This window comes from Micromonospora sp. HM5-17 (assembly GCF_003762835.1).
Classification (GTDB): Bacteria; Actinomycetota; Actinomycetes; order Mycobacteriales; family Micromonosporaceae; genus Plantactinospora.
In genome coordinates this window covers 834,650-859,260 of sequence record NZ_RJWA01000003.1, presented here as the reverse complement: position 1 = coordinate 859,260, position 24,611 = coordinate 834,650, and the positions used below count along the sequence as shown (strand labels likewise).

Sequence of the window (24,611 nt, the reverse complement as noted above, 5' to 3'; positions counted from 1 at the left end):
CATGACTCCTTCGGTGGGCTCCCGGCAGGTGGCCCGCTGCCCGACCGCGTCGATGGGGCCCGGACGGGGCGCACCGACGGATGATCTTGTCAGCCTGATCATCAGCCGGACAATGTCCCAGGGCGTTCATGTTCCGGACAGTTGGCCGGTTCCCGACTCGGAGCCGAAGCCCGGCTACCCGGCCGGTACCCGACGGAGGAAGCGGATGTGGCATGTGGTGGGCATCCCTGGTCCCGAGGAGTCCGTCTACGAGACGCTGGCGCGCCGCCGGCAGGCGACCGTCAACGAACTGCTCGACGAACTCGGGCTGTCCCGGGCCCGGTTGACCCGGACCCTCCGGCGGCTGGTCGACCGCGGCCTGGTCACCCGACTGCCCGGACGCCCGGCCCGGTACGCCGCGGTGCCACCCGACCAGGTCGCCGCGTCGCTGATCGCCGAGCGGGAACGGGACCTGCTCCGCCTGCGCGCGCACGCCCGCGAGTTGGCCGAGGAGATCCGGCGGCGCGACCCGGTCCGGCACCACCCGGCCGAACTCGTCGAGGTGATCGAGGGGGCGGCCAACGTCCGCGCCACGTTTGTCCGGTTGCAGCGCGAGGCCCGGGTGCAGATCCGCGGCCTGGACCGCCCGCCCTATCTGGACAACCCGGTGGCGGGGAACGCCGAGGAGAACCAGCAGCTCACCGATCGCGGACTCACCTACCGGGTGGTGTACGACCAGGCGGCGCTGGCCATCCCCGGGCGGATGGCCGAGATCTGGCAGGGGATCCAGCGGGGTGAACGGGCACGGGTCGCCCGGGATGTGCCGATGAAGCTGGTCATCTGCGACGACCGCCTCGCGCTGGTCCCCGTGCTGCGCGACGGTTACCTGGCCGACGCCGCCTATCTGGTGTACCCCTCGTCGTTGCTCGACGCGTTCAGCGCGCTCTTCGAGGCCCTGTGGGAGCGGGCGGTCGCGATCAACCGGATCGGCCAGGGTCGCCCCGCCGGGCTCTCCGCCCGGGACACCGACCTGATCGGCCTGCTGGCCAGTGGCGCCACCGACGAGACCATCGCCCGGACCCTGGGCTGTAGCGTGCGCACCGTACACCGCCGCGTGCACCAGATCATGGCATCGGTGGGCGCCGAGACGCGCTTCCAGGCCGGCATGGAGGCGGTACGGCGGGGTTGGGTCTGACCGGGCCCCCGGGCCAGACCAGCCCCGGCCGTCAGCGCCCGGTGAAGTTCGGCTTGCGCTTCTCCACGAAGGCGGCCATCCCCTCCCGGCGGTCCTCGGTGGCGAACAGTGCCGCGAACAGCTGGCTCTCCCAGGCCAGCCCGGAGGCGAGGTCCATCTCCAGCCCACCGTCGACAGCCAGCTTCGCCGCCCGCAGCGCCTGGGCCGGGCCGGTGACGTACGGCCGGACCAGGGCGACCGCCTCGGCGTACACCGACTCGGCCGGGACCACCCGGTCGACGAGGCCGATCCGCAGCGCCTCGGCCGCGTCGACCATCCGGCCCGACATGATCAGATCCTTGGCCCGGGCCGGGCCGATCAACCGGGCGAGCCGCTGGGTCCCGCCCGCACCCGGGATGATGCCGAGCTTGATCTCCGGCTGGCCGAGCTTGGCGTCCTCGGCCGCCACCCGCCAGTCGCAGGCCAGCGCCAGCTCGCAGCCGCCGCCGAGGGCGTACCCGGTGATCGCCGCGACCACCGGCTTCGGGATCCGGGCGAGGGCGCCGAGCGCGCTGGAGAGGTCGGCGGCCCGCTGCACCATGTCGACGTACGACATGTCGGCCATCTCCTTGATGTCCGCACCGGCCGCGAAGACCCGCTCCCCGCCGTACACGACGACGGCGCGGATGGCGGGGTCGGCGGCGACCTCGGTGGCGGCGGCCCTCAGTTCCTCCTGGACCTGCGTGTTCAGCGCGTTCATCGGCGGCCGTTCCAGCCGGATCGTGCCGATGCCGTCGCTGCTCTCCACCCGGACGAAGTCGCCCACAGCCCACCTCCACGTCGATGTCGCGTGGCCCACCTTAACGCCCGGTCAGCCGCTGCCCCAGGTACCCGGTCGGTTGGTGACAGTGGCCGACGCGGTGGTTACGTTCCCGATAGGCTGCGCCTCGTCGATGTCGAACGACTCGGAGGCCGCGGCCGGCGGGCTCCGCACGGCGAGGAGGCCGCGGCCGGCGGGCTCGGCGCGGCTCGCAGAGGTCGAACGGCTCGGCCGAGGGCGGTGGCGATGGCGACCTACTACGACGACCGACAGGTGCGGGTCACCTCGGAGGCGATCCGGGTGGCGGGGCACGCGTACCCGCTGCGGGAGATCGCCCGGGTCTGGCACGTCCGGTCCGGGCGGCGCTGGGGCGTCCTGGCCGGCCGCGGTGCGCTGCTCGCGGCCCTCGCCGGCCCGCTGGTCGCCGCCGTGGCCGGCCTCCTGATCGCGGTACGCCTACACACCCCGCTCGCCGTCACGGTCGGCATCGTCGGGGTCTCCGTCCTGGTCGGACTGGCCGCCGCCCCGGTCGCCGACCTCCTGCTCGACCGGGTCGACCGCAGCTACGACCAGGGCAGTCACCACCTGGAGATCTGGGCGCAGTGGCGGGGTAGGCCGGTGCGGCTGCTCCGCACCGGCGACGCGTCGCGGTTCGGCCGGATCTACCGGGCCCTGGAGCGGGCCGTCGAGCAGCACGCGACGGGCAGCCCGCACCGCTGACCGCCAGCCCGGGCCGGTGTCCCGGCGACCGGCGGCGCCGGGTCCGACGCCGACCGGCATCCCGGGTCGGCATGGTCCTCGACTCCGACCGTCACACGAATACCACGACCCAATATCATCACAACACATTTTCGTCGATCGACGCGCTGATCGATTTCATGTATCAGGGAACGAAGGTCCATCCAAGAGAACGGCGAGGGGCCACCGTACGACTACCAGGCCATGGTCGACTTCGCCCTGTACTACGCCACCGACCACCCGGTCCCCTACACCCGGGACGCCAACGACTGCACGACCTTCGTCTCGTGGGCGCTCTGGACCGGCCGGTACGCCGAGGCCGGCTCCGAGGACTACCCCGCCGTACTCTGGAATCACGACGACTACGACGTCTGGTACTGGCGCTGCAATGACTGCACCCCGATTCACTCCTACACCTGGGGCGGGGCAACAAACTGGAATATCTACGAATACAACTACGGCGGTCGGGTAACATTCCTGCAGTACCTTGAAGATTTGCTGATCTCCGACGTCATGCAAATGGAGATCGACGGTTACGGCTCACCCGACTCTCCCGACCACACGATGATGGTGACCGGACGGGGTTCGGACGGCTGGCCGTTGCTCAGCTACCACAGCGTCGACACCGAGAACAAGCCGCTGTGGGACATCATCAGCCAAAACGACGGGCCGTACTGGGCCGCCCGGACCTGAACCGGCGACAGCGGACGCCGGAGTGAGGAGGCAGTCGAGATGCGTACGGCGCTACGAGTCCTGCCGGCCGTCGCGGCCGCCTCCGCCGCGCTGACCGCGTGCAACGCCGCCGAGTCCTCCGGCGGCACCGCCGACGAGTGCCCGAGCCCCACCACCGCCGCCGTCCGGGCCGACGCCGCCCGGTCGGCGGCGGTGCTGCGGGTCACCGTCGTGGCGCAGAGCCTGCTGACCGACGGCGTCACCACAGGCCGAGGGCTGGTCGTCCGGGTGGACCAGGCCCTGACCGGCACCGCCGCGGCGGAACGGGTGGCGGTCTGGCCCGGCGTCGACACCCCGACCGAGGGTGACCTGATCGGCAACGGCACCACCCTGGTCGTCTTCGCCCGGCCACACGAGCGCCCGACCACCGCCGACGGCACCTCGCTGCCGGCGTACGACATCTCGGCCACGAACGGCCTGCTGGCCCCGGTTCCCGAGGGGATCGTCCGGGTCTGCAAGGGCGGCCGCAGCGTTCCCGCCGACGCCGCTGTCCTCGACGTGCTGTGACCGGGCGGACACCACACGCCATCGACAACGGCCAACCGGCACGCTTTGCTGGAATGGTGACGCTCTATTACCGGGACGACACGGTGCGGGTCACCTCCGAGAGCATCCAGGCGAACGGGCACGTCGTACCGGTCGCCGAGGTGACGTACGTCTGGCACACCCGCGGCCCCGGCACCGCCCGGACCCGCTCCCGGCTACTCGGCCGAGGCGTGCTCATCTTTCTCTTCTCGATCCCGCCGCTGGTCGCGGTGATCTGCGTGCTGTCGCTCGCCTACTCCGCCCATGACCGGGGCCAGTGGCAGCTCGCCGTGTTGATCCTGGCGGCCTGCGCGGTCGGGGCCTTCGCGCTCACGCCGTTCCTGGAACTGCCGCTGTCCTGGCTGGACCGCTCCTACGAGAAGGGCGTCCGGGTCCAGGAGCTCTGGGTGCAGTACGACGGCCGGGAGGTGATGCTGGTCCGCACCGCCGACGCGCTGCGGTTCGGGCAGATCTACCGGGCCGTGCAACGGGCCGTCGAACAGCACGGCGTGGAGCGCTGAGCCGACCCGCCACACCGCGGCGGCGTCCCGCGGCCGTGACGCGCCACGGGCCGCCCGCCGGTTCACCACCGGCGGCGCCGGTCGGTCTAGGGCTGGCGGGTGCCGTTCAGGGTGACCGGCAGCGCCGCCAGGCCCCGGATCAGCACACTGGGCCGCCAGGAGAGCTGGTCGAGCGGCACCGCCAGCCGCATCCCGGGAAACCGCCGGGCCAGCGCGGCGAAGGCGACCTGACCCTCCAGCCGGGCCAGCGGCGCGCCGAGGCAGTAGTGGATGCCGTGGCCGAAGGCCAGGTTCGGCGTGGCCGGCCGGTCCAGGACCAGCCGGTCGGGGTCGGGGAAGCGGTCCGCGTCCCGGTTGGCCGACGACAACGAGACCAGCACGGTGGCGCCGGCGGGGATGAGGTGCCCACCCAGCTCGACCGGCTCCAGGGTGGTACGGAAGGTGGCGGTCTGCACCGGACCCTCGTAGCGCAGGCACTCCTCGACGACCCCGGGCAGCAGCTCCGGCTCGGCCACCACCCGCTCCCACCGCGCCGGCTCCGACAGCAACAGCAGCATGCCGTTGGCGATCAGGTTGGTCGTCGTCTCGTGGCCGGCGATCAACAGGAGGTAGACCATCGAGGTCAGCTCGTCGTCGGTCAGCCGGTCACCCTCGTCGCGGGCGGTGATCAGGGCCGAGAGCAGGTCGTCCCCCGGGTCCTGGCGCTTGGCGACCAGCAGGCCGCGGATGTAGTCCAGCAGCGCCATCACCGCGGGCGGCCACTCGGCCACGTTCATCGGGCCGGCGAGGATCGCGTTGACCCAGCCCCGGAAGGTGGTCTGATCCTCGACGGGAATCCCGAGCAGCTCGCAGATCACCTGGATCGGCAGCGGGGCGGCGTACGCGTCGAGCAGGTCGACCTCGACGGCGCCGGAGACGCCGTCCAGCAGGCGCTCCGCGATCTGCTCGATCCACGGGCGCATGGCGGCGACCCGGCGCGGGGCGAAGGGCCCGGCGACCAGCCGGCGCAGTCGGGTGTGGTCCGGCGGGTCGGTGGCGAGCATGTGCCGGTTCAGCGCCCGCTCGACGCTCTCCGGGACCAGCGCCCGGTAGTTCACCCCGCCGGCCGGCATGACCGCCTTGCTGAACCGAGGGTCGCTCAGCGCCCGCTGCGCGTCGTCGTAGCGGGTGACCAGCCACGCCGTGGCCCCGGTCGGCAGCGTCACCTCGACCACCGGGCTCTCCCGGCGCATCCGCGCCAGTACGTCGTGCAGGTCCCAGCCCGCGGCGAAGGGATTGGCGACGGATGCGGTCGTCACGGTCTTCCTCCCGGTCCTCGTCTCGGCGCTCCGGATCCGCGTCTCCGGCGCCGCGTCGGCGGACCCGCCTCGACGCCGGAGACTCGCACCGTGTCGATCGCGCACCCGCGACGCCGCGGGTGCGCGGCTCTCCGACCACCGCGCCCCGGCCACCGGGCCGGTGCGGGCCTGCCGGCGACGCCAGGTCAATCCTCGCGGCGAAAGCGGCGGATGTCGATATCAGACCCGACAGTGAACCGGTACGGATGGATCGGGCGAGCGGACGACGTGTCCGGGTGATCCGGACCGGCCGGGACCCGCCGCGCCGGATCGTCGGTCACGACGGTGCCGCGCCCGGACGGGTCCCGCCGACAACGTCACGACCATACCGCCGACGGCGTCATGACCGACGACGGACGGACGAGGTCGGTCAGTAGCGTTCGGCCAGGTCGACGGTGCGGCGGGCGGCGGCGACCATGGCCCGGTCGGCGAAGCGGCCGTCGGGCAACACCACCGTGCCCGTGTCCCGGGTCTCGGCCTCGGCCACCGCGGCCAGCAGTTCCCGGGCCCGCAGGACCTCCGCCTCGGAGGGCCGGAACGCCTCCACGATCACCGGAAGCTGCCGGGGGTGGATCGCGGTCCGGCCGACGAAGCCGAGCTGCCGCCCCCGCGCACACGACTCGGCGAGCCCGGCGAGGTCCGTGACGTTGGCGTACACCGGCATCGCCGGCGGCGGCAGCCCGGCGGCCCGGGCGGCGACGACGATCCGCCCCCGGACCCAGGTCAGCCCCTCCTCGGCGGTCACCCCGAGGTCCGAGCGGAGGTCGGCCTCGCCGAGCCCGAGCGAGGCCACCGCCGGATGCGCGGTCGCGATCTCGTACGCCCGCTCGACGCCGAGCGCCGACTCGACCAGCAGGTCCAGCGGCGCGGACGTCCGCTCGGCGACCGCCCGGACCGCCTCCGGGGACTCCACCTTCGGCAGGCGCAGCCCGGCCAGCCCGGGCGCCCCGGCGACCGCGTCCAGGTCGGCGCCGACGTCCGGACCGGTCAGCTCGTTGACCCGGACGAAGACCGGCACCCGGTGCGGGGTGGCGACGAACTCGGCGACCGCCTCCCGGGCGTACGCCTTGCGTGCCGCCACCACCGCGTCCTCCAGGTCGAGGATGACCGCGTCGGCGCCGGAGTCGACCGCCTTGCCGAACCGGTCCGGCCGGTCTCCCGGCACGTACAGCCAGGTGAGGAGCATCAGACCACCCCCCGGGCGCGGAGCGCCGCGATCTCGTCGGCGGTGTAGCCGAGCTCGGCCAGCACCGCGTCGGTGTCCTGCCCGTGCCGCCGCCCGGTGTGCCGGATCCGCCCCGGCGTCGCCGACATCCGGAACGGCACGTTCTGCATCCGCACCGGGCCGAGGTCGTCGTCCGGCACCGTGACCACGGTGCCGAGCGCGGCGTACTGCGGGTCGGCGAGGATGTCCCGGACGTCGTAGACCGGCGCCACCGCCGCCTCCGCCTGCTCGAACGCGGCGACCACCTCGTCGCGGTTCCGGGCCGCCACCCAGGCGCTCACCGCGGCGTCGAGGACATCGGCGTGCGCGGCCCGGCCGCTGCCGGTGGCGAACCACGGCTCGTCGAGCAGCTCCGGCCGCCCGACCAGCCGCATCACCCGTTCGGCGATGCTCTGGGCGCTGGTCGAGATCGCCACCCAGCGCCCGTCCGCGCACCGGTACGTGTTCCGGGGCGCGTTGTTGTTCGACCGGTTGCCGAGCCGGGGCTGGAGGTAACCGAGCTGGTCGTACCAGGTGATCTGCGGACCGAGCATCGCCATGATCGGCTCGATGATCGCCAGGTCGATGACCTGCCCCACCCCGGTGGCATCCCGGGAGCGGAGCGCCAGCATGACCGCGTACGCCGTGGCGAGCGCGGTCACCGAGTCGGCGAGCCCGAACGGCGGCAGGGTCGGCGGGCCGTCCGGCTCGCCGGTCGCGGCGGCGAAGCCGCTCATCGCCTCGGCGAGGGTGCCGAAGCCGGGCCGCCGGGCGTACGGGCCGACCTGGCCGAAGCCGCTGATCCGGGCGATCACCAGCCGGGGGTTGACCGCGTGCAGCTCCGCCGGTCCGATCCCCCAGCGCTCCAGCGTCCCGGGTCGGAAGTTCTCCACCAGGACGTCGGCGTCGGCGACCAACCGGCGCAACACCTCGGCCCCGGCCGGGTCGGAGAGGTTCGCGGTGATGGTCCGCTTGTTGCGACCGAGCACCTTCCACCAGAGTCCGACGCCGTCCTTCGCCGGCCCGTGTCCCCGGGACGGGTCGGGTTTGGTCGGATGCTCCACCTTGACGACGTCGGCGCCGAAGTCGCCGAGGAAGGCGGTGGCGAGCGGCCCGGCGAAGAGGGTCGCCAGCTCGACCACCTTCACGCCGTCCAGCGCAGCTGGTTGGGGCAAGGAAGGGCCCCTTTCTATCGTTTTTCGTTGTACAAGGGGCCCTTCCTCACCAGTCACGGCAGCCCCCTCGTCGGGTCGACCGGGGCGAGGAAGACGTCGCCGTTGCCGAGCACGGCGCCGTCGGCCAGGCCGCCGGTGGTGAGCCCGCTGACCAGCAGCGTCCCGTCGGCGGCCCGGGCGGCGTAGACGTTCTCCTCGCCGAAGGCGTCCACCGCGTCGTCGCGGGCGGTGCCGTACTGGGCGGCGAGGAGTTGCCTGCCCCGCCGGTCGTAGCGGAGGGTCAACACGTCGGCGCCCCCGGCCGGCACCCCGAGCGCGCTGCGGGTGAAGCACACCACCGCCACCTCGCCGCCGGGCAGCGCCAGCACCTCGGCTCCGGCGTCGTCGCCCCGTCCACCGGCGAGGCTCCGCCACCGCTGCCGACCGGTCGCGTCGTACGCGACGGTGAGCGCGTCGCTGCCGCCGGCCGTCGCGTCCCCCCGGGTGCCGCCGGTGGCGACCACCCCGGTCTCGGTCACCGCGACCCCGGTCAGCAGGTCGTCACCGGGGCCGCCCTCGGCGACCAGCCACCGCCGGGTGCCGTCGGGTGTGAACCGGGCCAGCCAGCCGTCCACCCCGCCGACGTGACTCGTGCCGGGCATCCCGGCCGAGGTGCTGCCGACGACGTAGACGCCGGAGGCGTCGGCCGCCACCGCGTACGCCTTGTCCTCGCCGGCGCCGCCGAACTGCCGACTCCAGGCGACCGCCCCGTCCGGGGTGATCCGGGCCAGGACGGCGTCCTTGTCCCCGGCGCTGGTGCCGGCGTACGCGCCACTGGTGTATCCGGCGACGTAGGCGCCGCCGTCCGGGGCGGCCGCGACCGCGTAGAACCGGTCCGCCCTGGCCGGGTCGCCGACCTGGGTCAACCAGGCGCGTTCCCCGGCACCGGTCAGCTTCGCCACGAAGGCGTCGTCGGCGGGGTTGCCCGGGTGGGCGCCGTCGAGGTCGCCCCGGGTGTAGCCGGCGGTCAGGACCCCGCCGTCGGGCAGCGGCGCGACCCCGTAGAGCCGGTCGTTGGCCGGGGTGCCGAACTGCGCCGTCCACCGGACGGTACGCCGGTCCGGGCCGAGCCGGGTCAGGACGGCGTCCAGCCCGCCCGCGTACGGCTGTCCGGCGACCGACCCGGAGGCCGCGTAGCCGAGGACGGCACCGCCGTCCGGGGTCGCCGCCACGCCACCTGCCCAGTCGGTGCCGTCGGTGCCGTACGCCGGCCCGGGAATCCCGGCCGGTGGGGTGGCGCGCAGCGTCGGCGCCAGCTCACGGAGCCCGTCCACGAAGGACGGCCGCCAGACGTCCCAGTCGTGGCCACCGTCGACCACCCGGAACTGTGCGGTGATCGCGTCCGAGCGACGGACCGCGTTGTAGAGCGTCGCCGCCTCGTAGTCCAGGTCGTGTACGGCGTCCTCCGGGTTCGGGTTGGCCCACTCGTCGTCGCCGACCGCGATATACATCCGGATCGGCAGATCGGGGTCGAGCGTCGGCAGCAGGGCCGGGTAGTTGAGCCGCTGGTAGACCTCGTCGGAGAAGCGCTGGTCGCCGGAGCCGAACCCGCCGAACTCCCGGGCCGACGAGTCGGACGGCGGCAGCGGACGGTAGACGGCCGGGCTGAGGACCAGCGCGTTCGCGAAGAGGTCCGGGTGGGCGAGGGCGTAGCGGAGCGCACCGAACCCGCCCATCGAGTAGCCGCCGACCAGCCGGGCGCCCCGGTGCGCGGCCGTCCGGTAGCGGGCGTCCACGGCGGAGACGAGGTCGCGGGTGAGCGCGGTCTCGACCGGGCGACCCGGGTCGTCGGCACCGGTGTACGCCGAGTCGACGTACCAGCTTCCCCGGCTGCTCCACGGCGCGTCCGGAAGGATCGCGATCACCGGCGGCAGCTCGCCGGCGGCGATCATCCGGTCCAGGTCGGCCTTGACCCGGGTCCACGCCGACATCGTGTCGCCCCGGCCGTGCAGCAGGTAGAGCACGGGGTACCGGACCTCGGCGTTACGCCGGTCGGTGTAGCCGTACGGCAGGTAGACGGTGTAGTCGATCGGCCCGCCGAGCGCCGCCGAGTGCGCGCTCGCCGTGGTCAGCGTGCCGAGCCGCTCCCGGCTCGCCGCCGCGCCGCCGGGCACGGCACCGGCCAGGCCGGCGGCGAGCAGGAGTACGGCTGCGACGGAGCCGAGCCGCCATGATCTTCTCATCGAGACTCCTTCGAGATCACCGGTCGTTGGAGCCTTCCCCCAGGTCGACAGCACAGCGGAAGCCGATGGACGGCGAACGGGTCAGGCCGGCACCGAGCGGCAACAGCTTCACCGACACCTCCGGGGGCTGCGGGCCGCCGTCGAGGTACCAGTCCGACCCCTCGGCCCGGTACGCCGCACCGCCCTTCAGGATCAGGAACCGGGTACGCCCGTCGGTGTGCTCGCTCTCGGTCAGGTTCCAGACCAGCGGCTCGGCCCGGCGCAGCAGCCCCGCCTCGGCGGCGACCTGCCACTCGTCCTCGGTCGGCAGCCGCAGCCCGGCCCAGGCCGCGTACGCCCGCGCGTCGGCCAGCTCGACGTGGGTGGCGGGCGCGTCGGGCGGCCCCCAGCCGGCGCCGCCGTCGCCCCAGGGCCAGCGCTCGGCGCGGACCGGACGGTAGCCGGTGGCCCGGACGAACGCGGCGAACTCCGCGTTGGTCACCTCCCGCTCGGCGATGGCGAACCGTCCCAGGTGAACGGTGCGGCGCAGCGTCACCGGCTGGTGCAGTCTCGGTGGCAGCGGCTTCCACTCGTCGACGTACGGCGCCTCGCCGTACAGGCCGGTCTCGCGCAACCGGTAGCGGACCAGCAGTTCCCGCCGTCCGCCGTCGACCGCGACCATCCCGGGCGGCACGCTGCCCCGGCGCACCACCGGGGCGGGGATCCGGACCGCCGCCCGGGCCGGGAAGTTCGGGTCGCCGTCCGGCGACGCGTGCCGGGCCGGCGTCACCTCCTCGACGGTGGCGAGGACGGCGGCGATCCCCCCGGCCGGCAGCGTCCCGCCGACCGTCACCCGGCCGTCGTCGGTCCGGGTGGCGGTCAGCTCGGCACCGGTGACGAGGTCGTACCACCGGTGTCCCGGGCGCTCGTCGGTGAGCAGCCACGGCCCGTCGTACGCCTCGCCGCGGTTGACGACCGTCCACAGTGGTACGCCGTCGTGGGTCCAGCGGGAGGCGTACACGCGGGTCCCCGGCACGTGGTCGGCGAGCGGGACCCACTCCTCGGCGCGCAACCACGCGGCGCGCTCGCGCTGCACCCGGCGCATCGCCCGCAGCAGCGCCCGGTCCCGGTCGTTCCAGCCGACCCAGACCCCGAAGACGCTCTCCCACACCAGCACCCCGACCCCGTTCAGCCAGGCCGAGTGCAGCTCGTCCAGGTGGCTCCGGTGCCAGCGCCGGGTGTGGTGCAGCATGTGCCGGCGTTCGAACCACTTCGCCCGCAGCACCCCCGGCACCGGCGAGTCGGCGAACCACTGGGCCCAGGACATCGCGTGGTCGGCGATCCGGGCCAGCGGCACCCGCGACTCGCCCTCCAGCACCAGACCCGGCCGGACGGCGTCGAGGGTCTTCCGCAGTTCCTCCGCCCCCTCCTTGAGGGTGTCGAGGAAGACCCCGTCCACCCCCAGCCAGCCGACCAGCGCCGCCACCTCCTCGGCGTCCGGACGCGTCGCCCGTCGGGTGCCGACGTCCCACGGGTTGTAGTCGACGAAGACCCGCACCCCGCGCGCCTGGAGGGCACGCACCACCTCGGGCAGCTCCGGGACCTGGCGGTAGTAGTCGAACTGGTTACGGTCGTCGAGCCCGATCACCGGGTACGCGTGCCAGAGCACCACCCCGTCGAAGCCGCCGAAGTCTCGCTCGGCCGCGTCGAGGAAGGCGTCGACGGTGAAGACGCCGCGCTCGTGGTCGTACAGGGTCTCGTCCCAGAGCCACGCCAGGCAGACGCTGAAACAGTCCCCGGAGATCTCGGCGTAGTGCCGGTCGTCGTAGCCCAGGCGCCGCCGGGCCTCGGCCCGCCACCGGGTGAGCCGGTCCCGCCAGGCCGGCCACTCCGCCGGGTCGTCGGGAGCGGCGAAGATCTTCGCCTCGTCCAGCACCGACAGGTCGGCCCCCGGCTCCAGCGGCACCGCCGTGGGCAGGTCGATCGGCCTCGGCACGTACGGATTGACGGTCATGCTGACTCCCCGCTCCGCTCGTCGTCGCCCCGCGTCGGAGAACCCGGCCCGCCGGGCCGACCCGCACCGACGGCTCTTCGCGATCCCGCGGTGGCGCCGATCACGCCGCCTCCTCGGTCCGCCCGCCGCCGGAGTAGGTCAGCGCGTAGAGGTCGTCGATCTCGGCGCGGTCCGGGAGGGCGGTGGAGGCACCGGGGCGCCGCGCACAGGCGGCACCCGCCGCGCATGCCCAGCCCAGTGCCGCCGTCACCGCCGCCGCCTCGACCGGACCGCCCCGTTCCGCCCAGGCCACCGCCAGGGCGCCGGTGAAGGCGTCCCCGGCCGCCGTGGTGTCGACCGCCTCGACCACCGGCGCCGGCACCTCGAGCCGCAGTCCACACCGGTCGGCGTACCGCACCCCTCGGGGGCCGAGCGTCACCACGACCCGGGGCACCAGCCGGAGCAGCGCGTCCAGCAACGCGTCCGGCTCGCCGCCGTCGTCGCCGGTTCCGGCGACCACCGCCGCCTCACCCTGGTTCACCACCAGCAGGTCGACCACGTCCAGCAGCTCGGCCGGCAGCCGCCGGGCCGGTGCGGCGTTGAGCACGACCGTGGTGCCGGCGGCCCGCGCCCAGCCGGCGGCCTGCACGACCGCCTCGATCGGCACCTCCAGCTGGCAGAGCAGCACGTCCGCCGCCTCGACCGCCGCCCGGTCCGGGTCGTCGAGGCTGGTCAGCGCGGCGTTCGCCCCCGGCGCCACCACGATCAGGTTCTCCGCGTCGGCGTCGACCGCGATCAGCGCCACCCCGGAGGGGCCGGGGACGCTGCGCAGCCGCCGTACGTCCACTCCCGCCGCCACCAGACTGGCCCGCAGCTGCTCGGCGAAGCCGTCCTGGCCCACCGCGCCGACGAACGCGCACCGGGCCCCCGCCCGGGCCGCGGCGACCGCCTGGTTCGCCCCCTTGCCCCCGGGTACGGTGCTGAAGCCGTTACCCAGCACGGTCTCCCCCGGTCGGGGCAGGGTCGGTGTGGTCACCACCAGGTCCAGGTTGGTGCTGCCGACCACGACTACCCGGGCACCCATCAGACCTCTCCCTCCCTGATCAGTCGTCGAGTCCGCTCGGCCAGCTCCACGAAGCCGACGCCGTCGAACCCGGCGATGCTGCTGGCCAGCCGGCCGCGCAGCGGCGCGGTCCACGCGGCCGGAAGCCCCGCCGCCCCGGTCAGGGCGCCGGTGATCGCGCCGACCGTCGCCCCGGTCGAGTCCGTGTCCCAGCCGCCGCTGACCGCCGCGCAGATCGAGCGGACCAGGTCGCCCCGGCCGTACGCGAGCGCGGCGGCGACCAGGGCCGCGTTGTTGCGCACGTGCACCCAGTGCAGGTGCCCGTGCCGGGCGTGCAGGGTGTCCAGCACCGACTCCCAGCCGTCGTCGTCGGTGGCCGCCGCGCCGAGCGCCCGCCCCTCGCGGACCGCCGCCGCGAAGCGGCTCTCCGGCGGCAGCACCGCCTCGCCGACGTCGAGGATCGTCGCCACGTCCGGGGCGACGACGGCGGCGGCGCTCATCGCCGCCACCCACAGCGCCCCGTACACCCCGGACCGGACGTGGCTCACCGTCGCGTCCCGGTACGCCAGCTCCGCGGCCCGGTCCGGCCGGCCCGGGTTGACCCAGCCGTAGACGTCGGTACGGATCTGGGCACCGATCCACTCCCGGAACGGGTTGTGCCGTCGCGCCGTCTCCGGCGGCGTCAGCCCGAGCAGGAGGTTCCGGTACGCCACCCGCTCGGCGGTGAAGACCCGCCCGCCGGGCAGCCAGTCCAGCCACGCCTGGGCGACGTCCGCGCTGGTCGGGTCCGGACCCCTGGTCTCCAGCACGCGCAGCGCCAGCAGGGCGAAGTTGAGGTCGTCGTCCTCCGGCATCCCGTCGATGTTCTCGGCGAGACTGGTCGACGCGCTGCGCCGGTTCCACGGCCAGCGCGCCGCCACCTCGGCCGGCAGCCCCGCGGCGGTGAAGTAGCCCCGCAGCGGCCAGCGCCCCGCCGAGGTGAGGATCTCCCGGATCCCCTCCCGGGGAATCTTCTCCACCGGCTTGCCGAGCAGGCAGCCGACGGCCCGGCCGAGCCAGGCGCCGTGCAGCCGGTCCGGCTCCGGTGTCCGGACGGGCAGCCCGAACTCCGCCGGCCAGCTCGCCCGGATCGCGTCGAGCGAGCGCGGCTCCGTCGCCGAGTCGACCTCCGGGAGCGCGTCGCACTCGTCGAGCAGCTCGGCCGCCAGGGCCCGCAGCTCCGGCCCGGCGGGCACCGGCGACGCCCCGCTGACCGGCGGTACGGTGGCCCCGCCGGCCGCCGCCCAGCGGGCGGCGATCGCCGAGACGTCCCGTCCCTCGTCCGCGCTGGCCGCCAGCTCGTGCGGCAGCAGGTCCTCCGGCTGCACCCAGGTCAGCCTCATCGACCCCACCCCGTTCGACATGACGTCACTCCCGACCGTCGTCGCCGGCGGCACCCTCGGGACCGGCGGGGGTCGTGAGCCGGGCGAAGCGCTCGGCGCGCCGGGCGAACCGCTCCCGATCCAGCGCGAAGATCTCGGCCGCCACCCCGGCCAGCTGCCGGGCCGGCTCGACCAGGTCGGTCCGGGACGCCTCGGCGACCGCCTCGGACCACTCGGTCGGCACCGCCGCCGCGCCGCCGAGCGCCCCGGCGATCGCCCCGGCCATGGTGGCGGTGGAGTCCGCGTCCCGGCCGTAGTTGACCGCCCCGAGGACCGCCTGCCGCAGGTTCCCCTTCGCGACCACCAGCATCCCGAGCGCGATCGGCAGCTCCTCGATCGCGTGCAGCCGGCTCGGTCGCCGCGCCCCGAGCCCGGGGTTGCGGTAGTCCTCCCCCACCGTGTCGTACGGCGCGACCGCTGCGCGCAGCGGGCCGATCGCGTCACGCCAGTCGGCGTACCCCTCGGCCTGCTTGACCACCGCGGCGATCGCGGCCCGGGTGCCGTCCCGGGCCAGGTCGAGGGCGGCGGCGACCACGTCCCCGACGCCCGCCCCCGGCGCCATCGCGGCGGCGACCGCGGCGGCGAAGACCGCGGCCGCCTCCCGCCCGTAGCTGTGCTGGTGGGCGCCGGCGATCTCGACCGCCTCGGCGTACGCGCCGGCCGGGTCGCCGGCGTTCACCACGCCGACCGGGGCCATGTACATCGCGGCGCCACAGTTGACGATGTTGCCGACCCCGCCCTCCCTCGGGTCGACGTGCGCGTGGTGCAGGCGGGTGACCAGCCACCGCTCCGCGGCGGCGAGGCGGTGGAAGGTCACCCCCTCCCGCTCCAGGTCCGGCAGGTAGACCACCCGCTCGATCAGGTCGGGCACGAGCAGTTCCGCCACGTCGAACGCGTCGAGGTGGTCCCGCTTGCGCAGGTACGTCCGTACCAGCGCGTGGGTCATCAACGTGTCGTCGGTGATGTGCCCATCGCCCTTGTGGTACGGCGCCAGCGGCCGCGCGGTGGCCCAGTCGGCGTGGAACGGGGGCACCACGCCCTCCACCCAGCCGCCGTACCGGGCCCGGATCTGCTCGGGCAGCGCCGTCTCCGTCGCCCCGCCGAGGGCATCGCCCACCGCGGCACCGACCAGGCAGCCGACCGACTTGTCGAGCAAGAGTTCCATGGTTACCTCAGGACCTGCTTTCCGCCGTCGACCAGCTGCGTGGCGAGCTGGTCAAGCGTGATCTTGTTGGCGAAGTACTGCTGGAGCGCCGGGGTGGCGTACTTGGTCTTCCACTCGGGGTAGCCGTCGACCATCTGGAACGGCGCCACCGTCAGGTCCTTGACGCTGTCCGCGGCCACGTCCCAGCCCTGCTTGCCACCGGTCGCCTTGACCAGTTCCTCGTTCGCCTGCTTCCCGGTCGGCACCAGCCAGTCGCCCTTGGCGAGCTGCGCCATGTTCGTCGGGTTGAGGAAGAACTCGAGGAACTGCACCGCCTCCTTCTGGTGCTTCGAGTCGGCGGAGACCGACAGCGTCTGCGGGTTGGCGGCCTGGTTGGCCGAGATTCCCCGGATCGGCGGCAGCGTCACCCACTCGAAGCCGGCCGGCGCCTGCTCCACCATCTGCTGGCGCAGCGAGACCGAGCCCGGGATCATCGCGTACTTGCCGGCGAAGAAGCCCGGCAGGGTGTCGGCACCGCTCATCCCCAGCGCCTCCGGCGCCGCGGACTTCGCGGTGTAGAGCATGTCGTGGATCCGCCTGGGGACCTCGGTCTCGGCGGTCCCGACCCGCACCTCGGTCTTGCCGCCCTCGGTGTAGAAGTACTTGCCGTCGAAGTTCAGCGCCAGGTTCATCACCCGGTTCGTCGGCGACTTCAGCGCCCAGGCCACGCCGTACTGGCCCGGCTTGGTGAGCTTCTTGGCGTTGGCCTGGAACTCGTCCCAGGTCCAGCCCCCGTCGGCGGGCGGCACCGGGATGCCGGCGTCGTCGAGCAGCTTCTTGTTGGCGATCACGACCTGCGACTCCAGCAGGAACGGGATCCCGGTGACCTTGCCGTCGAAGGTCACGGTGTCCCAGATGCCCTTGTCGATCTGGGCCTTGAAGTCGTCAGAGAGCAGCCCCGAGAGGTCGGCCAGGTAGCCCTGCTTGCTGAACTCGCCGATCGCGGCCGCCTCGTAGTGGACGATGTCCGGCGCGTCCCCGCCCTCGAACGAGGTCAGCAGCTGGTCGTGGATGGAGTTCCAGTCGCCCTGGACGTACTCGACCTGGATATCCGGGTGTTCGGCGTTCCACTTGGCGACCAGATCCTTGTTCGCCTGGAGCGACTCCTTCTGCCAGGCGAGGCTGAGGAAGCGCAGAGTGACCGGGCCGTCCGACCCGCCGTCGTCGCTGCCGCACGCGGCGAGTGGGCCGAGCGCCAGGGCGCCGGCCAGGGCGGCGCCGACGAACCGGCGCCGGGTGAATCTATGGGGCATGGGGGCTACCTCCTTCGGTATGTGTGGGGTGAAAGGAAGGGCCCCCTGTTATCGCTTTTGGTAGAAGAAGGGGCCCTTCCTTGCGCGTGTGCGGTCATCCCTTCACCGCGCCGGCGAGTGACCCGGAGGCCAGCCGGCGCTGCATGATGGCGAAGAAGACGAGGCTCGGCAGCGTGGCGAGCAGCGATCCGGCCGCCAGCGGGCCGAGCCGGGCGGTCCCCTCGATGCCGACGAACCGGGCCAGCGCGACCGGCAGGGTCGCCAGCTCCGGCGTCTTGATCAGCACCAGGGCGAAGAAGAACTCGTTCCAGGCGGAGATGAAGGCGAAGACCGCGGTCGCGACGAGGCCCGGGGTCAGCAGCGGGAAGACCACCCGACGCAGGGCCTGAAGCCGGGTCGCCCCGTCGACCGACGCCGCCTCCTCCAGCTCGCGCGGGATGCTCCGGACGAATCCCTGGAGCATCCAGAGCGCGAACGGCAGCGCCCAGACGACGTAGATCAGCACCAGCCCGGCGTGCGTGTTGGCGAGCCCGACCTGCCGGAGCACCAGGAAGATCGGGATGATCAGCAGCACGAACGGGAAGAGCTGGGAGAGAAGCACCCAGCCCAGGGCCACGGTGCCGAGCCGGGTCCGGAACCGCGCCAGGGCGTACGCCGCGGGCGTCGCGACCAGCACGGTGAGCACCGCCGAGGCGAGCGAGACCTGCAGGCTGTTCCAGGCCGCCCGGCCCAGTTCCTGCTCGGTGAAGGCCTGCACGAAGTTCGCCAGCGTGGGGCTCTCCGGGATCAGCGTCGGGTGCAGCCGGACCAGCTCGCGCGGCGGCTTGAACGAGGTGGAGAGGAGCCACACGAGCGGAAACGCCAGGAAGATCAGGTACGCCGCGAGTGCGAGGTACTGCAGCCCGGTGCCGAGGCCGCGGCGACGCTTCCGGGCCCGTCCGGTACCCACCCCGCTCCGGATCGGGCCCGTCGTCGGGTGGCCGTCCCGAGCTGTCGTCCCGAAGCGCGACCGGGTCGTGGCGTCGCCGGACCGGGCCGTCACATCGCCCGGGCCGATCGTCGTGTCACCCGACCGGCTCGTCGCGCCGCCGGACCGGATCGTCGGGTCGTGTCCCCAGGTCGTCATTGGTTCGCCTCCCGAAGCCGGCGGCGCAGGTAGACCGCGAGTAGTGCCACGACGATCACCACCATCACGTTGCCGAGGGCGGCGGCGTAGCCGTAGTCGCCGTACCGGAACGCCTCCTCGTACGCGAAGAGCATCGGCAGCATGGTCCGACCGCCCGGCCCGCCGGCGGTGAGCACGTACACCAGGCCGAACGAGTTGAAGTTCCAGATGAAGTCGAGCGAGGTGATCGCGACGATCACCGGCATCAGCGACGGCAGGGTGACGCTCCGGAACCGCTGCCAGGCATCGGCGCCGTCCACCGCCGCCGCCTCGTGCAGCTCGCGCGGCACGCTCTGCAACCCCGCCAGGAGTACGACGGTGGTCTGCGGCATCCCGGCCCAGACCCCGACGATGATCACGGCGGGCAACGCGGTGCTGAAGTCGCCGAGCCAGGTGGTCCGCAGTCCGTCCGCACCGATGCGGTACAGAAACTCGTTGAGCAGTCCCGCGTCCGGGTGGTAGACCAGCCGCCAGAGGATGCCGACCACCACCGGTGGCATCGCCCAGGGGACGACGGCGAGCACCCGGGCGAGGCCCCGGAACCGCAGCCGCTGGTTGAGCAGCAGGGCCAGCCCGAGCGCGAGCAGGAACTGCAGCACGGTCACCGAGAACGCCCAGAGCAGCCCGATCCGGAATGAGCTCCAGAACAGCTCGTCGTGCAGCAGCTCCCGGTAGTTGGCTAGCCCGGTGAAGCTGATCTCCACGTTCCGGCCGGCCCGGGCGTCGGTGAAGCCGAGGTAGATGCCCCGCAGCAGTGGGAAGACGGAGAGCACGAGGACCGGCAGCAGCGACGGGAGCAGCAGCAGGTAGACGGTCGCCCGGTCGGAGCGCCGGCGCCGACGCCGGGGGGCGCGGTCCACCGCCGGCCGTACGGTCAGCGTGGTCATCGGGTCCCACCTTCCGTAGTGAGCCCGGCGGTGCTGGTCGTCCGGGGGGACGCGGGCGAGGCAGGCATGGCCGTCATCGGAGCCGCCGCCGTCGGTACCGCGGGTGACGTCCCGAGGCCCGGCTCCGGCGCGGTGACGGCGGTCGGCTGGCCCGGCGCCGGGGGTCGCGGGGTGCCGCCGGGGATGCTGGAGGCGCGGACCACCAGGCTGGGCGCGACGTGGGCGCGGCGGGGCGGCAGGTCGGGGTCGGCGATCCGTTCCAGCAGCAGCTCGGCGGCACGCCGTCCCCGGTCGGCGGAGCCGAGCGAGACGCTGGAGAGCTGTGGAAAGGTCATCTGGGCGAGTTCGGTGTCGTCCATGCCGACCAGGGCGACCTCCTGCGGGACCCGCCGCTCCTCGCTGAGCAGCGTGTGCAGGGCGCCGACCGCGATCAGGTCGTTGGCGCAGAGCAGCGCATCCGGCTCGGCCCGGGCGAGTAGCCGCGCGGCGGCCGCGCGACCGGCCGCGTACTGGAAGTCACCGATCTCGATGAGATCCTCGTCGACGGGGATGCCGTGGCGGGCCAGCGCGGCCCGGAACCCGGCGTCCCGGGCCGCGCCGGGCACGGTGTCCAGCGGACCGTTGAGGAACCCGATCCGCCGCCGTCCGGCCGCGAGCAGGTGGTCGACGGCGAGCGCGACACCGGCCCGGGAGTCGGTACGGACGTTGTCGACCGGCGCGTCGTCGGGGAGTTGGCCCACCACGACGACCGGGACCGGGCTGACCACCATCGCCTCGAGGTGACTGTCGGTGATCCGGATCGGTGAGACGATCATGCCGTCCACGTACCGGTGTGCCAGCCGACGCAGCAGCGAGATCTCGGTGGCGACGTCGCCGCCCGTGGCGTGCACCAGCAGCTGTCGGCCGCCGGCGGCGACCACGGCCTCGATGGCTCGCATCATGGCCACGTAGACCGGGTTGCCGATGTCGGCGACCGCGAGCGCGACCAGGCCCGTGCGCTGCGACTGCAACGACCGGGCGATGGCGTTCGGCACGTAGCCGACCTCGGCCGCCGCCTGGCGAACCTTGCGGATGGTCTCGGGGCTGCCGCCGACGCCGTTGAGGACGCGCGAGGCCGAGGCGATCGAGACGCCGGCCCGCGCGGCCACCGTGTGTACGGTCGGCCGGCCGGCAGCGGGCTGTAAACGTTTACGACCCATGCACCGGACCTCCACCCCAGATGTGTAAACGTTTCCGGGGAGTCTGCTCCCCCCTCGCCAGCCCGTCAAGGGTCCGTTACGAAAATGTTTCGCTCCAGCTCACGGCGCTGATGTGGCTCTGGCCAGCCCGGGTCGTACCGGATCCGGGCGACGCGCACCGCGAGGCACGGCGGGTGACCTGCCCACCGGGGGCGGATACCGTCGGGGTGTGGGCCGGGCTCAGGGCGTGGCGAGGTCCGGCCGCCGCAGGTCGTCGATCTCCACCACCTGGCGTCCGAGCGGCCAGAACGCGGCCGGGACGAGCTTGAAGTTCGCGATGCCGAACGGGATACCGACGATCGTGACGCAGAGTCCGGCCCCGGCGACGATGTGGGCCAGGGCGAGCCACCAGCCGGCCAGCACCACCCAGAGCACGTTCGCCAGGCCGGAGCCGAGCCCGGCATCGGGCTTGGCCACCAGGGTCCGGCCGAACGGCCAGAGCGAGTAGTGGGCCAGCCGCAGCGCCGCGACCCCGAACGGGATGGTCACGACCAGCACGAAACAGATCAGCGCCGCGAGGCCGTACCCGACCGCGAGCACGATGCCGCTGCCGAAGACCAGCCAGAGGAGATTGAGCACGAACCGCACCATGCGGTCATGGTGGACCGACCGGGCAAGCATTGCGGTTGCCCGGTCGACCGGGCGAGCACGCGGTTGCCCGGGCCGTCCGGGCACGGTGCCCGTGGCCACCTCGCCGCGGTGCCCGCGCCCACCCCGTCACGGCGCCCGCGGCACTCGTCCGGCGTCACCGCCGGTGCCGGCCGTCCGGTGGTCAGCCGGGTACGTACAGCTCGTCGATCTCGGAGCGGAGCGGCAGGGCCACCGACGCGCCGAGCCTGCGGGCGCAGGCCGCCCCCGCCGCGCTCGCCCACCGGACCGCGTCGAGCATGTCCCGTCCCTCGCCCCAGGCCACCGCGAGCGCCCCGGTGAACGCGTCCCCGGCGGCCGTCGAGTCGACCAGCTCGACCTTGACCGCCGGCACGTACCGCGTGGTGCCGTCCCGGTCGCCGTACCAGGCCCCGTGCCGACCGAGGGTCAGCACCGCTCGGGGTACGACGTCGAGCAACGCCTCGGGTGCCTCCCGGCCTCGCCCGGTGATCGCCCGGGCCTCGGCCTCGTTCACCACCAACAGGTCCACCAGCTCCAGCAGCTCGGCCGGGACCGGCTGTGCCGGGGCCGCGTTGAGCAGCACCCGGGTGCCGGACTCGCGGGCGACCCGGGCCGCCTCGGTCACCGTCCCGACCGGGATCTCCAACTGCGCGACCAGAACGTCCGCCTCGCGGACGACGGCCAGCTCGGCCTCGGTCAGCCCGACGAAGGCGGAGTTCGCCGCCGGGGTCACCACGATGGTGTTCTCCCCCTCCGCGTCGACGGTGACCACCGCCACCCCGGAGGAGCCGTACACCACCCGGACCTGCTCGGTGTCCACGCCGGCGGCGGCGATCCGGGCCTTGAGAGTCACCCCGAACGAGTCGGAGCCGATCGCGCCGAGCAGGGCGCCGTCGCCACCGGCCCGGCTCACCGCGATCGCCTGGTTGGCGCCCTTGCCCCCGGCCACCATCACGAAGTCCGTGCCGAAGACGGTCTCCCCGGGCTTCGGCAGCACGTCGGTGGTCACCACCAGGTCCATGTTGGCGCTGCCCATGACCACGATCCGCGGTCGCTGCCGTTCCACCGACACCTCCCGTTCCGGCGAATGCTCGAGTCTAGAGCGATCCGGTGCCGGACGCTTCTGGCAGGCTGCACGACATGGGCCAGATGCCGATCGGAGTCATGTACCGCTGCGACACCCCGCCGGAACAGCTTCCGGCGTACGCCCGGCTGGCGGAGCGGCTCGGCTACGACGAGTTGTGGGTGGTGGAGGACTGCTTCTTCGGCGGGGCCGTCTCCACCGCCGCCGTCGCGGCGGCGGCGACCACCACGCTCCGGATCGGCATCGGCATCCTGCCGGCGGCATTCCGCAACCCGGCACTGGCCGCGATGGAGCTGGCCAGCCTGGCCCGGCTCTTCCCGGGACGGATCCTGCCGGGTTTCGGTCACGGCATGCCGGACTGGGTACGCCAGGTCGGGGCCGACCATCCCTCGCCACTGGCGGTCCTCGGCGAGACGGTCACGGCGGTCCGCGCGCTGCTCGCCGGCGAGACCGTCACCGTGACCGGCCGGCATGCCCGCCTCGCCGAGGTGGCGTTGGAGTTCCCGCCGGAACAGCCACCGCCGATCGCGACGGGGGTCCGCAACGCGCGTTCGCTGCGGCTCTCCGGCCGGGTCGCCGACGGCACGATCCTGGCCGAGTGCGCCAGCCCGGCGTACGTCCGCTGGGCCCGGCACCTCATCGACGAGGGACGCCGGGAGGCCGGGCGGACCGACGACCATCGACTCACCGTCTACGTCCACCTGGATTTCGACGAGGCCCGAGCCAGTGCCCGGCGCGAGATCGCCGCCCGGCTCGTCCAGGGTGGGCCGCTCTCCCCGGCGGATGCCGGGTTGACGGAGGAGCTCGCCGCCCTGCGGGCCGCGGCCCCCGGGGTGACGGCGCTGGCTGCGGCGCTGCCCGAGCACTACCTGGACCGGTTCGCGGCGGCCGGCAGCGCCGAGCAGTGCGCCGCGGCGGTGGCCCGACTCCGCGAGGCCAGCGCGGACGCGGTCGTCCTCGTGCCGCCCCGCGATGCCCGCTTCGCGGTCGCCCAACTCACCCTGGCGGCGGAGACGCTGTTGCCGATGCTGCGTGCCGCCACCGCCTGACCGCGCCGAGGCCGACCGGCCGCGGCCGGTCGCCCACCTGGGCCGGCGACCACGACCGCTCCCGCTGCGCGCCCGCCACCACCGAACGGCACCTGCGGACGGCCTGCCCGGCGGACGCGCGGACGGCCTGTGACGCGTGCCTCCGGGCGGCCTGTCGGACGATGCGCGCGGCGGCCCGGCGGACGGGTACGCCCGGCGGGGCGGGGCTCAGGCGGCCCGGGCGGTGAAGCGGTCTCCGGCCCGGTCGACCACCAGCGGGACGCCAAAGGTCTTCGACAGGTACTCCCCGGTGACCGTCTCGGCGATGGGGCCCTGCGCCACGACACCGCCCTCGCGCAGCAGCAGCGCGTGGGTGAAGCCCGGCGGGATCTCCTCGACGTGGTGGGTCACCAGCACCAGCGCCGGCGAGTCCTCGTCCCGGGCCAGCTCCGCCAGCCGGGCCACCAGATCCTCCCGGCCGCCCAGGTCGAGGCCGGCGGCCGGCTCGTCGAGCAGCAGCAACTCCGGGTCGGTCATCAGCGCCCGGGCGATCTGCACCCGCTTCCGCTCCCCCTCGGACAGGGTCCCGTAGGCCCGGTCGGCCAGCGCGATGACGCCGAGCTGGCCGAGCAGCGCGGCCGCGCGCGCCTCGTCCAGTTCGTCGTACTCCTCACGCCAGCGGCCGACCACCGACCAGGCGGCGGTCAGCACCACGTCCCGGACCCGCTCGTCGGCCGGGATGCGCTCCGCCAGCAGCGCCGTGCTCAGTCCGATCCGGGTACGCAGCTCCGAGAGGTCGGTACGGCCGATCCGCTCACCGAGCACGTGCACCACCCCGGTGGTCGGGTGCAGCCGCCCCGCCGCCAGGTTCAGCAGTGTCGTCTTCCCCGCGCCGTTCGGCCCGAGTACGACCCAGCGCTCGGCGGCCGTCACCCGCCAGGTCACATCCCTGAGCAGCGGATTTCCGGAGCGCACGACACCGACCTGGCGCAGGTCGATCACCACGTCCCGGTCCGGCGGTGACACGTCGCCGGCATCGGTGCCCCGACCGGCACCGTCGGAGAGGTATACGGGCTCTTCACGCACCCTTCCATCCAACCACGCACCCCGCTGCCCGCCGCGCGCGCCACCGGCGCCGGGGCTGGGGCGCCGTGTCCGACGTCACGTCGTACGGCGGTGGCAGGTGCCACCGGCGACCGAGCGCGCCGACGCCCGGCGCCGGCCGCGGGGACCGAGCGCCGGACGGCGGACGACGTGCGG

The 24,611-nt window shown here is 73.7% G+C and carries 22 protein-coding genes; 6 read left to right on the top strand and 16 right to left on the bottom strand.

Annotation, left to right across the window (positions count from 1 at the left end; translation table 11 throughout):
* Positions 1–205: 205 nt before the first annotated feature.
* Positions 206–1,174, top strand: coding sequence for a LuxR family transcriptional regulator (locus tag EF879_RS13285; protein ID WP_158624166.1), 969 nt, complete (start codon positions 206–208; stop codon positions 1,172–1,174).
* A gap of 31 nt (positions 1,175–1,205) precedes the next feature.
* Here EF879_RS13285 and EF879_RS13280 read toward each other — a convergent pair whose 3' ends face one another.
* A complete protein-coding gene (locus tag EF879_RS13280; protein WP_123558214.1) occupies positions 1,206–1,979 on the bottom strand; it encodes an enoyl-CoA hydratase-related protein in 774 nt (257 codons plus the stop codon).
* A gap of 240 nt (positions 1,980–2,219) precedes the next feature.
* On the opposite strand from EF879_RS13280, the gene EF879_RS13275 reads away from it, so the two are divergent.
* The 4 genes from EF879_RS13275 to EF879_RS13260 all read left to right on the top strand — a co-directional run bounded on the left by EF879_RS13275 (position 2,220) and on the right by EF879_RS13260 (position 4,489).
* Complete coding sequence (locus tag EF879_RS13275; protein ID WP_123558498.1) at positions 2,220–2,693, top strand: DUF6232 family protein; 474 nt, start codon at positions 2,220–2,222, stop codon at positions 2,691–2,693.
* A 153-nt stretch (positions 2,694–2,846) separates the two neighbouring features.
* Positions 2,847–3,404, top strand: coding sequence for an amidase domain-containing protein (locus tag EF879_RS13270; RefSeq protein ID WP_370375496.1), 558 nt, complete (start codon positions 2,847–2,849; stop codon positions 3,402–3,404).
* 39 nt (positions 3,405–3,443) lie between these two features.
* Positions 3,444–3,950, top strand: a complete 507-nt coding sequence (locus tag EF879_RS27235) for a hypothetical protein (protein ID WP_123558210.1) — start codon at positions 3,444–3,446, stop codon at positions 3,948–3,950.
* A gap of 53 nt (positions 3,951–4,003) precedes the next feature.
* Positions 4,004–4,489, top strand: a complete 486-nt coding sequence (locus EF879_RS13260) for a DUF6232 family protein (protein WP_199736352.1) — start codon at positions 4,004–4,006, stop codon at positions 4,487–4,489.
* A gap of 86 nt (positions 4,490–4,575) precedes the next feature.
* Here EF879_RS13260 and EF879_RS13255 read toward each other — a convergent pair whose 3' ends face one another.
* The 14 genes from EF879_RS13255 to EF879_RS13190 all read right to left on the bottom strand — a co-directional run bounded on the left by EF879_RS13255 (position 4,576) and on the right by EF879_RS13190 (position 22,275).
* Positions 4,576–5,787, bottom strand: a complete 1,212-nt coding sequence (locus EF879_RS13255; RefSeq protein ID WP_199736350.1) for a cytochrome P450 — start codon at positions 5,785–5,787, stop codon at positions 4,576–4,578.
* A gap of 409 nt (positions 5,788–6,196) precedes the next feature.
* Positions 6,197–7,012, bottom strand: a complete 816-nt coding sequence (locus tag EF879_RS13250; protein ID WP_123558208.1) for a CoA ester lyase — start codon at positions 7,010–7,012, stop codon at positions 6,197–6,199.
* Positions 7,012–8,205, bottom strand: coding sequence for a CaiB/BaiF CoA-transferase family protein (locus tag EF879_RS13245; RefSeq protein WP_199736348.1), 1,194 nt, complete (start codon positions 8,203–8,205; stop codon positions 7,012–7,014). Before EF879_RS13245 ends, EF879_RS13250 begins: the two co-directional genes overlap by 1 nt.
* 53 nt (positions 8,206–8,258) lie before the next feature.
* Complete coding sequence (locus tag EF879_RS13240; RefSeq protein ID WP_123558204.1) at positions 8,259–10,427, bottom strand: alpha/beta hydrolase-fold protein; 2,169 nt, start codon at positions 10,425–10,427, stop codon at positions 8,259–8,261.
* 16 nt (positions 10,428–10,443) lie between these two features.
* Complete coding sequence (locus EF879_RS13235; protein ID WP_123558202.1) at positions 10,444–12,420, bottom strand: SUMF1/EgtB/PvdO family nonheme iron enzyme; 1,977 nt, start codon at positions 12,418–12,420, stop codon at positions 10,444–10,446.
* 100 nt (positions 12,421–12,520) lie between these two features.
* On the bottom strand, positions 12,521–13,486 hold the full coding sequence (locus tag EF879_RS13230) for a ribokinase (protein WP_123558493.1): 966 nt from the start codon (positions 13,484–13,486) through the stop codon (positions 12,521–12,523).
* Positions 13,483–14,844, bottom strand: coding sequence for an ADP-ribosylglycohydrolase family protein (locus tag EF879_RS13225; RefSeq protein ID WP_123558491.1), 1,362 nt, complete (start codon positions 14,842–14,844; stop codon positions 13,483–13,485). The genes EF879_RS13230 and EF879_RS13225 overlap by 4 nt, the downstream gene beginning before the upstream one ends.
* A gap of 25 nt (positions 14,845–14,869) precedes the next feature.
* The gene (locus EF879_RS13220) at positions 14,870–16,048 is read right to left on the bottom strand and encodes an ADP-ribosylglycohydrolase family protein (RefSeq protein ID WP_123558200.1); all 1,179 of its coding nucleotides are present in this window, start codon (positions 16,046–16,048) and stop codon (positions 14,870–14,872) included.
* 2 nt (positions 16,049–16,050) lie between these two features.
* A complete protein-coding gene (locus EF879_RS13215; protein ID WP_123558197.1) occupies positions 16,051–17,340 on the bottom strand; it encodes a sugar ABC transporter substrate-binding protein in 1,290 nt (429 codons plus the stop codon).
* Between the two features lie 94 nt (positions 17,341–17,434).
* Positions 17,435–18,289, bottom strand: coding sequence for a carbohydrate ABC transporter permease (locus EF879_RS13210; RefSeq protein ID WP_123558489.1), 855 nt, complete (start codon positions 18,287–18,289; stop codon positions 17,435–17,437).
* A 173-nt stretch (positions 18,290–18,462) separates the two neighbouring features.
* Entirely contained in the window at positions 18,463–19,392 is a 930-nt protein-coding gene (locus EF879_RS13205) for a carbohydrate ABC transporter permease (protein ID WP_123558195.1), read from the bottom strand.
* On the bottom strand, positions 19,389–20,540 hold the full coding sequence (locus EF879_RS13200) for a LacI family DNA-binding transcriptional regulator (protein WP_233604414.1): 1,152 nt from the start codon (positions 20,538–20,540) through the stop codon (positions 19,389–19,391). The genes EF879_RS13205 and EF879_RS13200 overlap by 4 nt, the downstream gene beginning before the upstream one ends.
* A 270-nt stretch (positions 20,541–20,810) precedes the next feature.
* Positions 20,811–21,221, bottom strand: a complete 411-nt coding sequence (locus EF879_RS13195; RefSeq protein WP_123558193.1) for a YccF domain-containing protein — start codon at positions 21,219–21,221, stop codon at positions 20,811–20,813.
* A gap of 181 nt (positions 21,222–21,402) precedes the next feature.
* The gene (locus EF879_RS13190) at positions 21,403–22,275 is read right to left on the bottom strand and encodes a ribokinase (RefSeq protein ID WP_123558486.1); all 873 of its coding nucleotides are present in this window, start codon (positions 22,273–22,275) and stop codon (positions 21,403–21,405) included.
* 74 nt (positions 22,276–22,349) lie between these two features.
* On the opposite strand from EF879_RS13190, the gene EF879_RS13185 reads away from it, so the two are divergent.
* Positions 22,350–23,372 (top strand): LLM class flavin-dependent oxidoreductase, encoded by a 1,023-nt coding sequence (locus tag EF879_RS13185; RefSeq protein ID WP_148086430.1) that lies wholly within the window; start codon positions 22,350–22,352, stop codon positions 23,370–23,372.
* A gap of 207 nt (positions 23,373–23,579) precedes the next feature.
* Here EF879_RS13185 and EF879_RS13180 read toward each other — a convergent pair whose 3' ends face one another.
* The gene (locus tag EF879_RS13180; RefSeq protein ID WP_233604439.1) at positions 23,580–24,377 is read right to left on the bottom strand and encodes an ABC transporter ATP-binding protein; all 798 of its coding nucleotides are present in this window, start codon (positions 24,375–24,377) and stop codon (positions 23,580–23,582) included.
* Between the last annotated feature and the right edge of the window lie 234 nt (positions 24,378–24,611).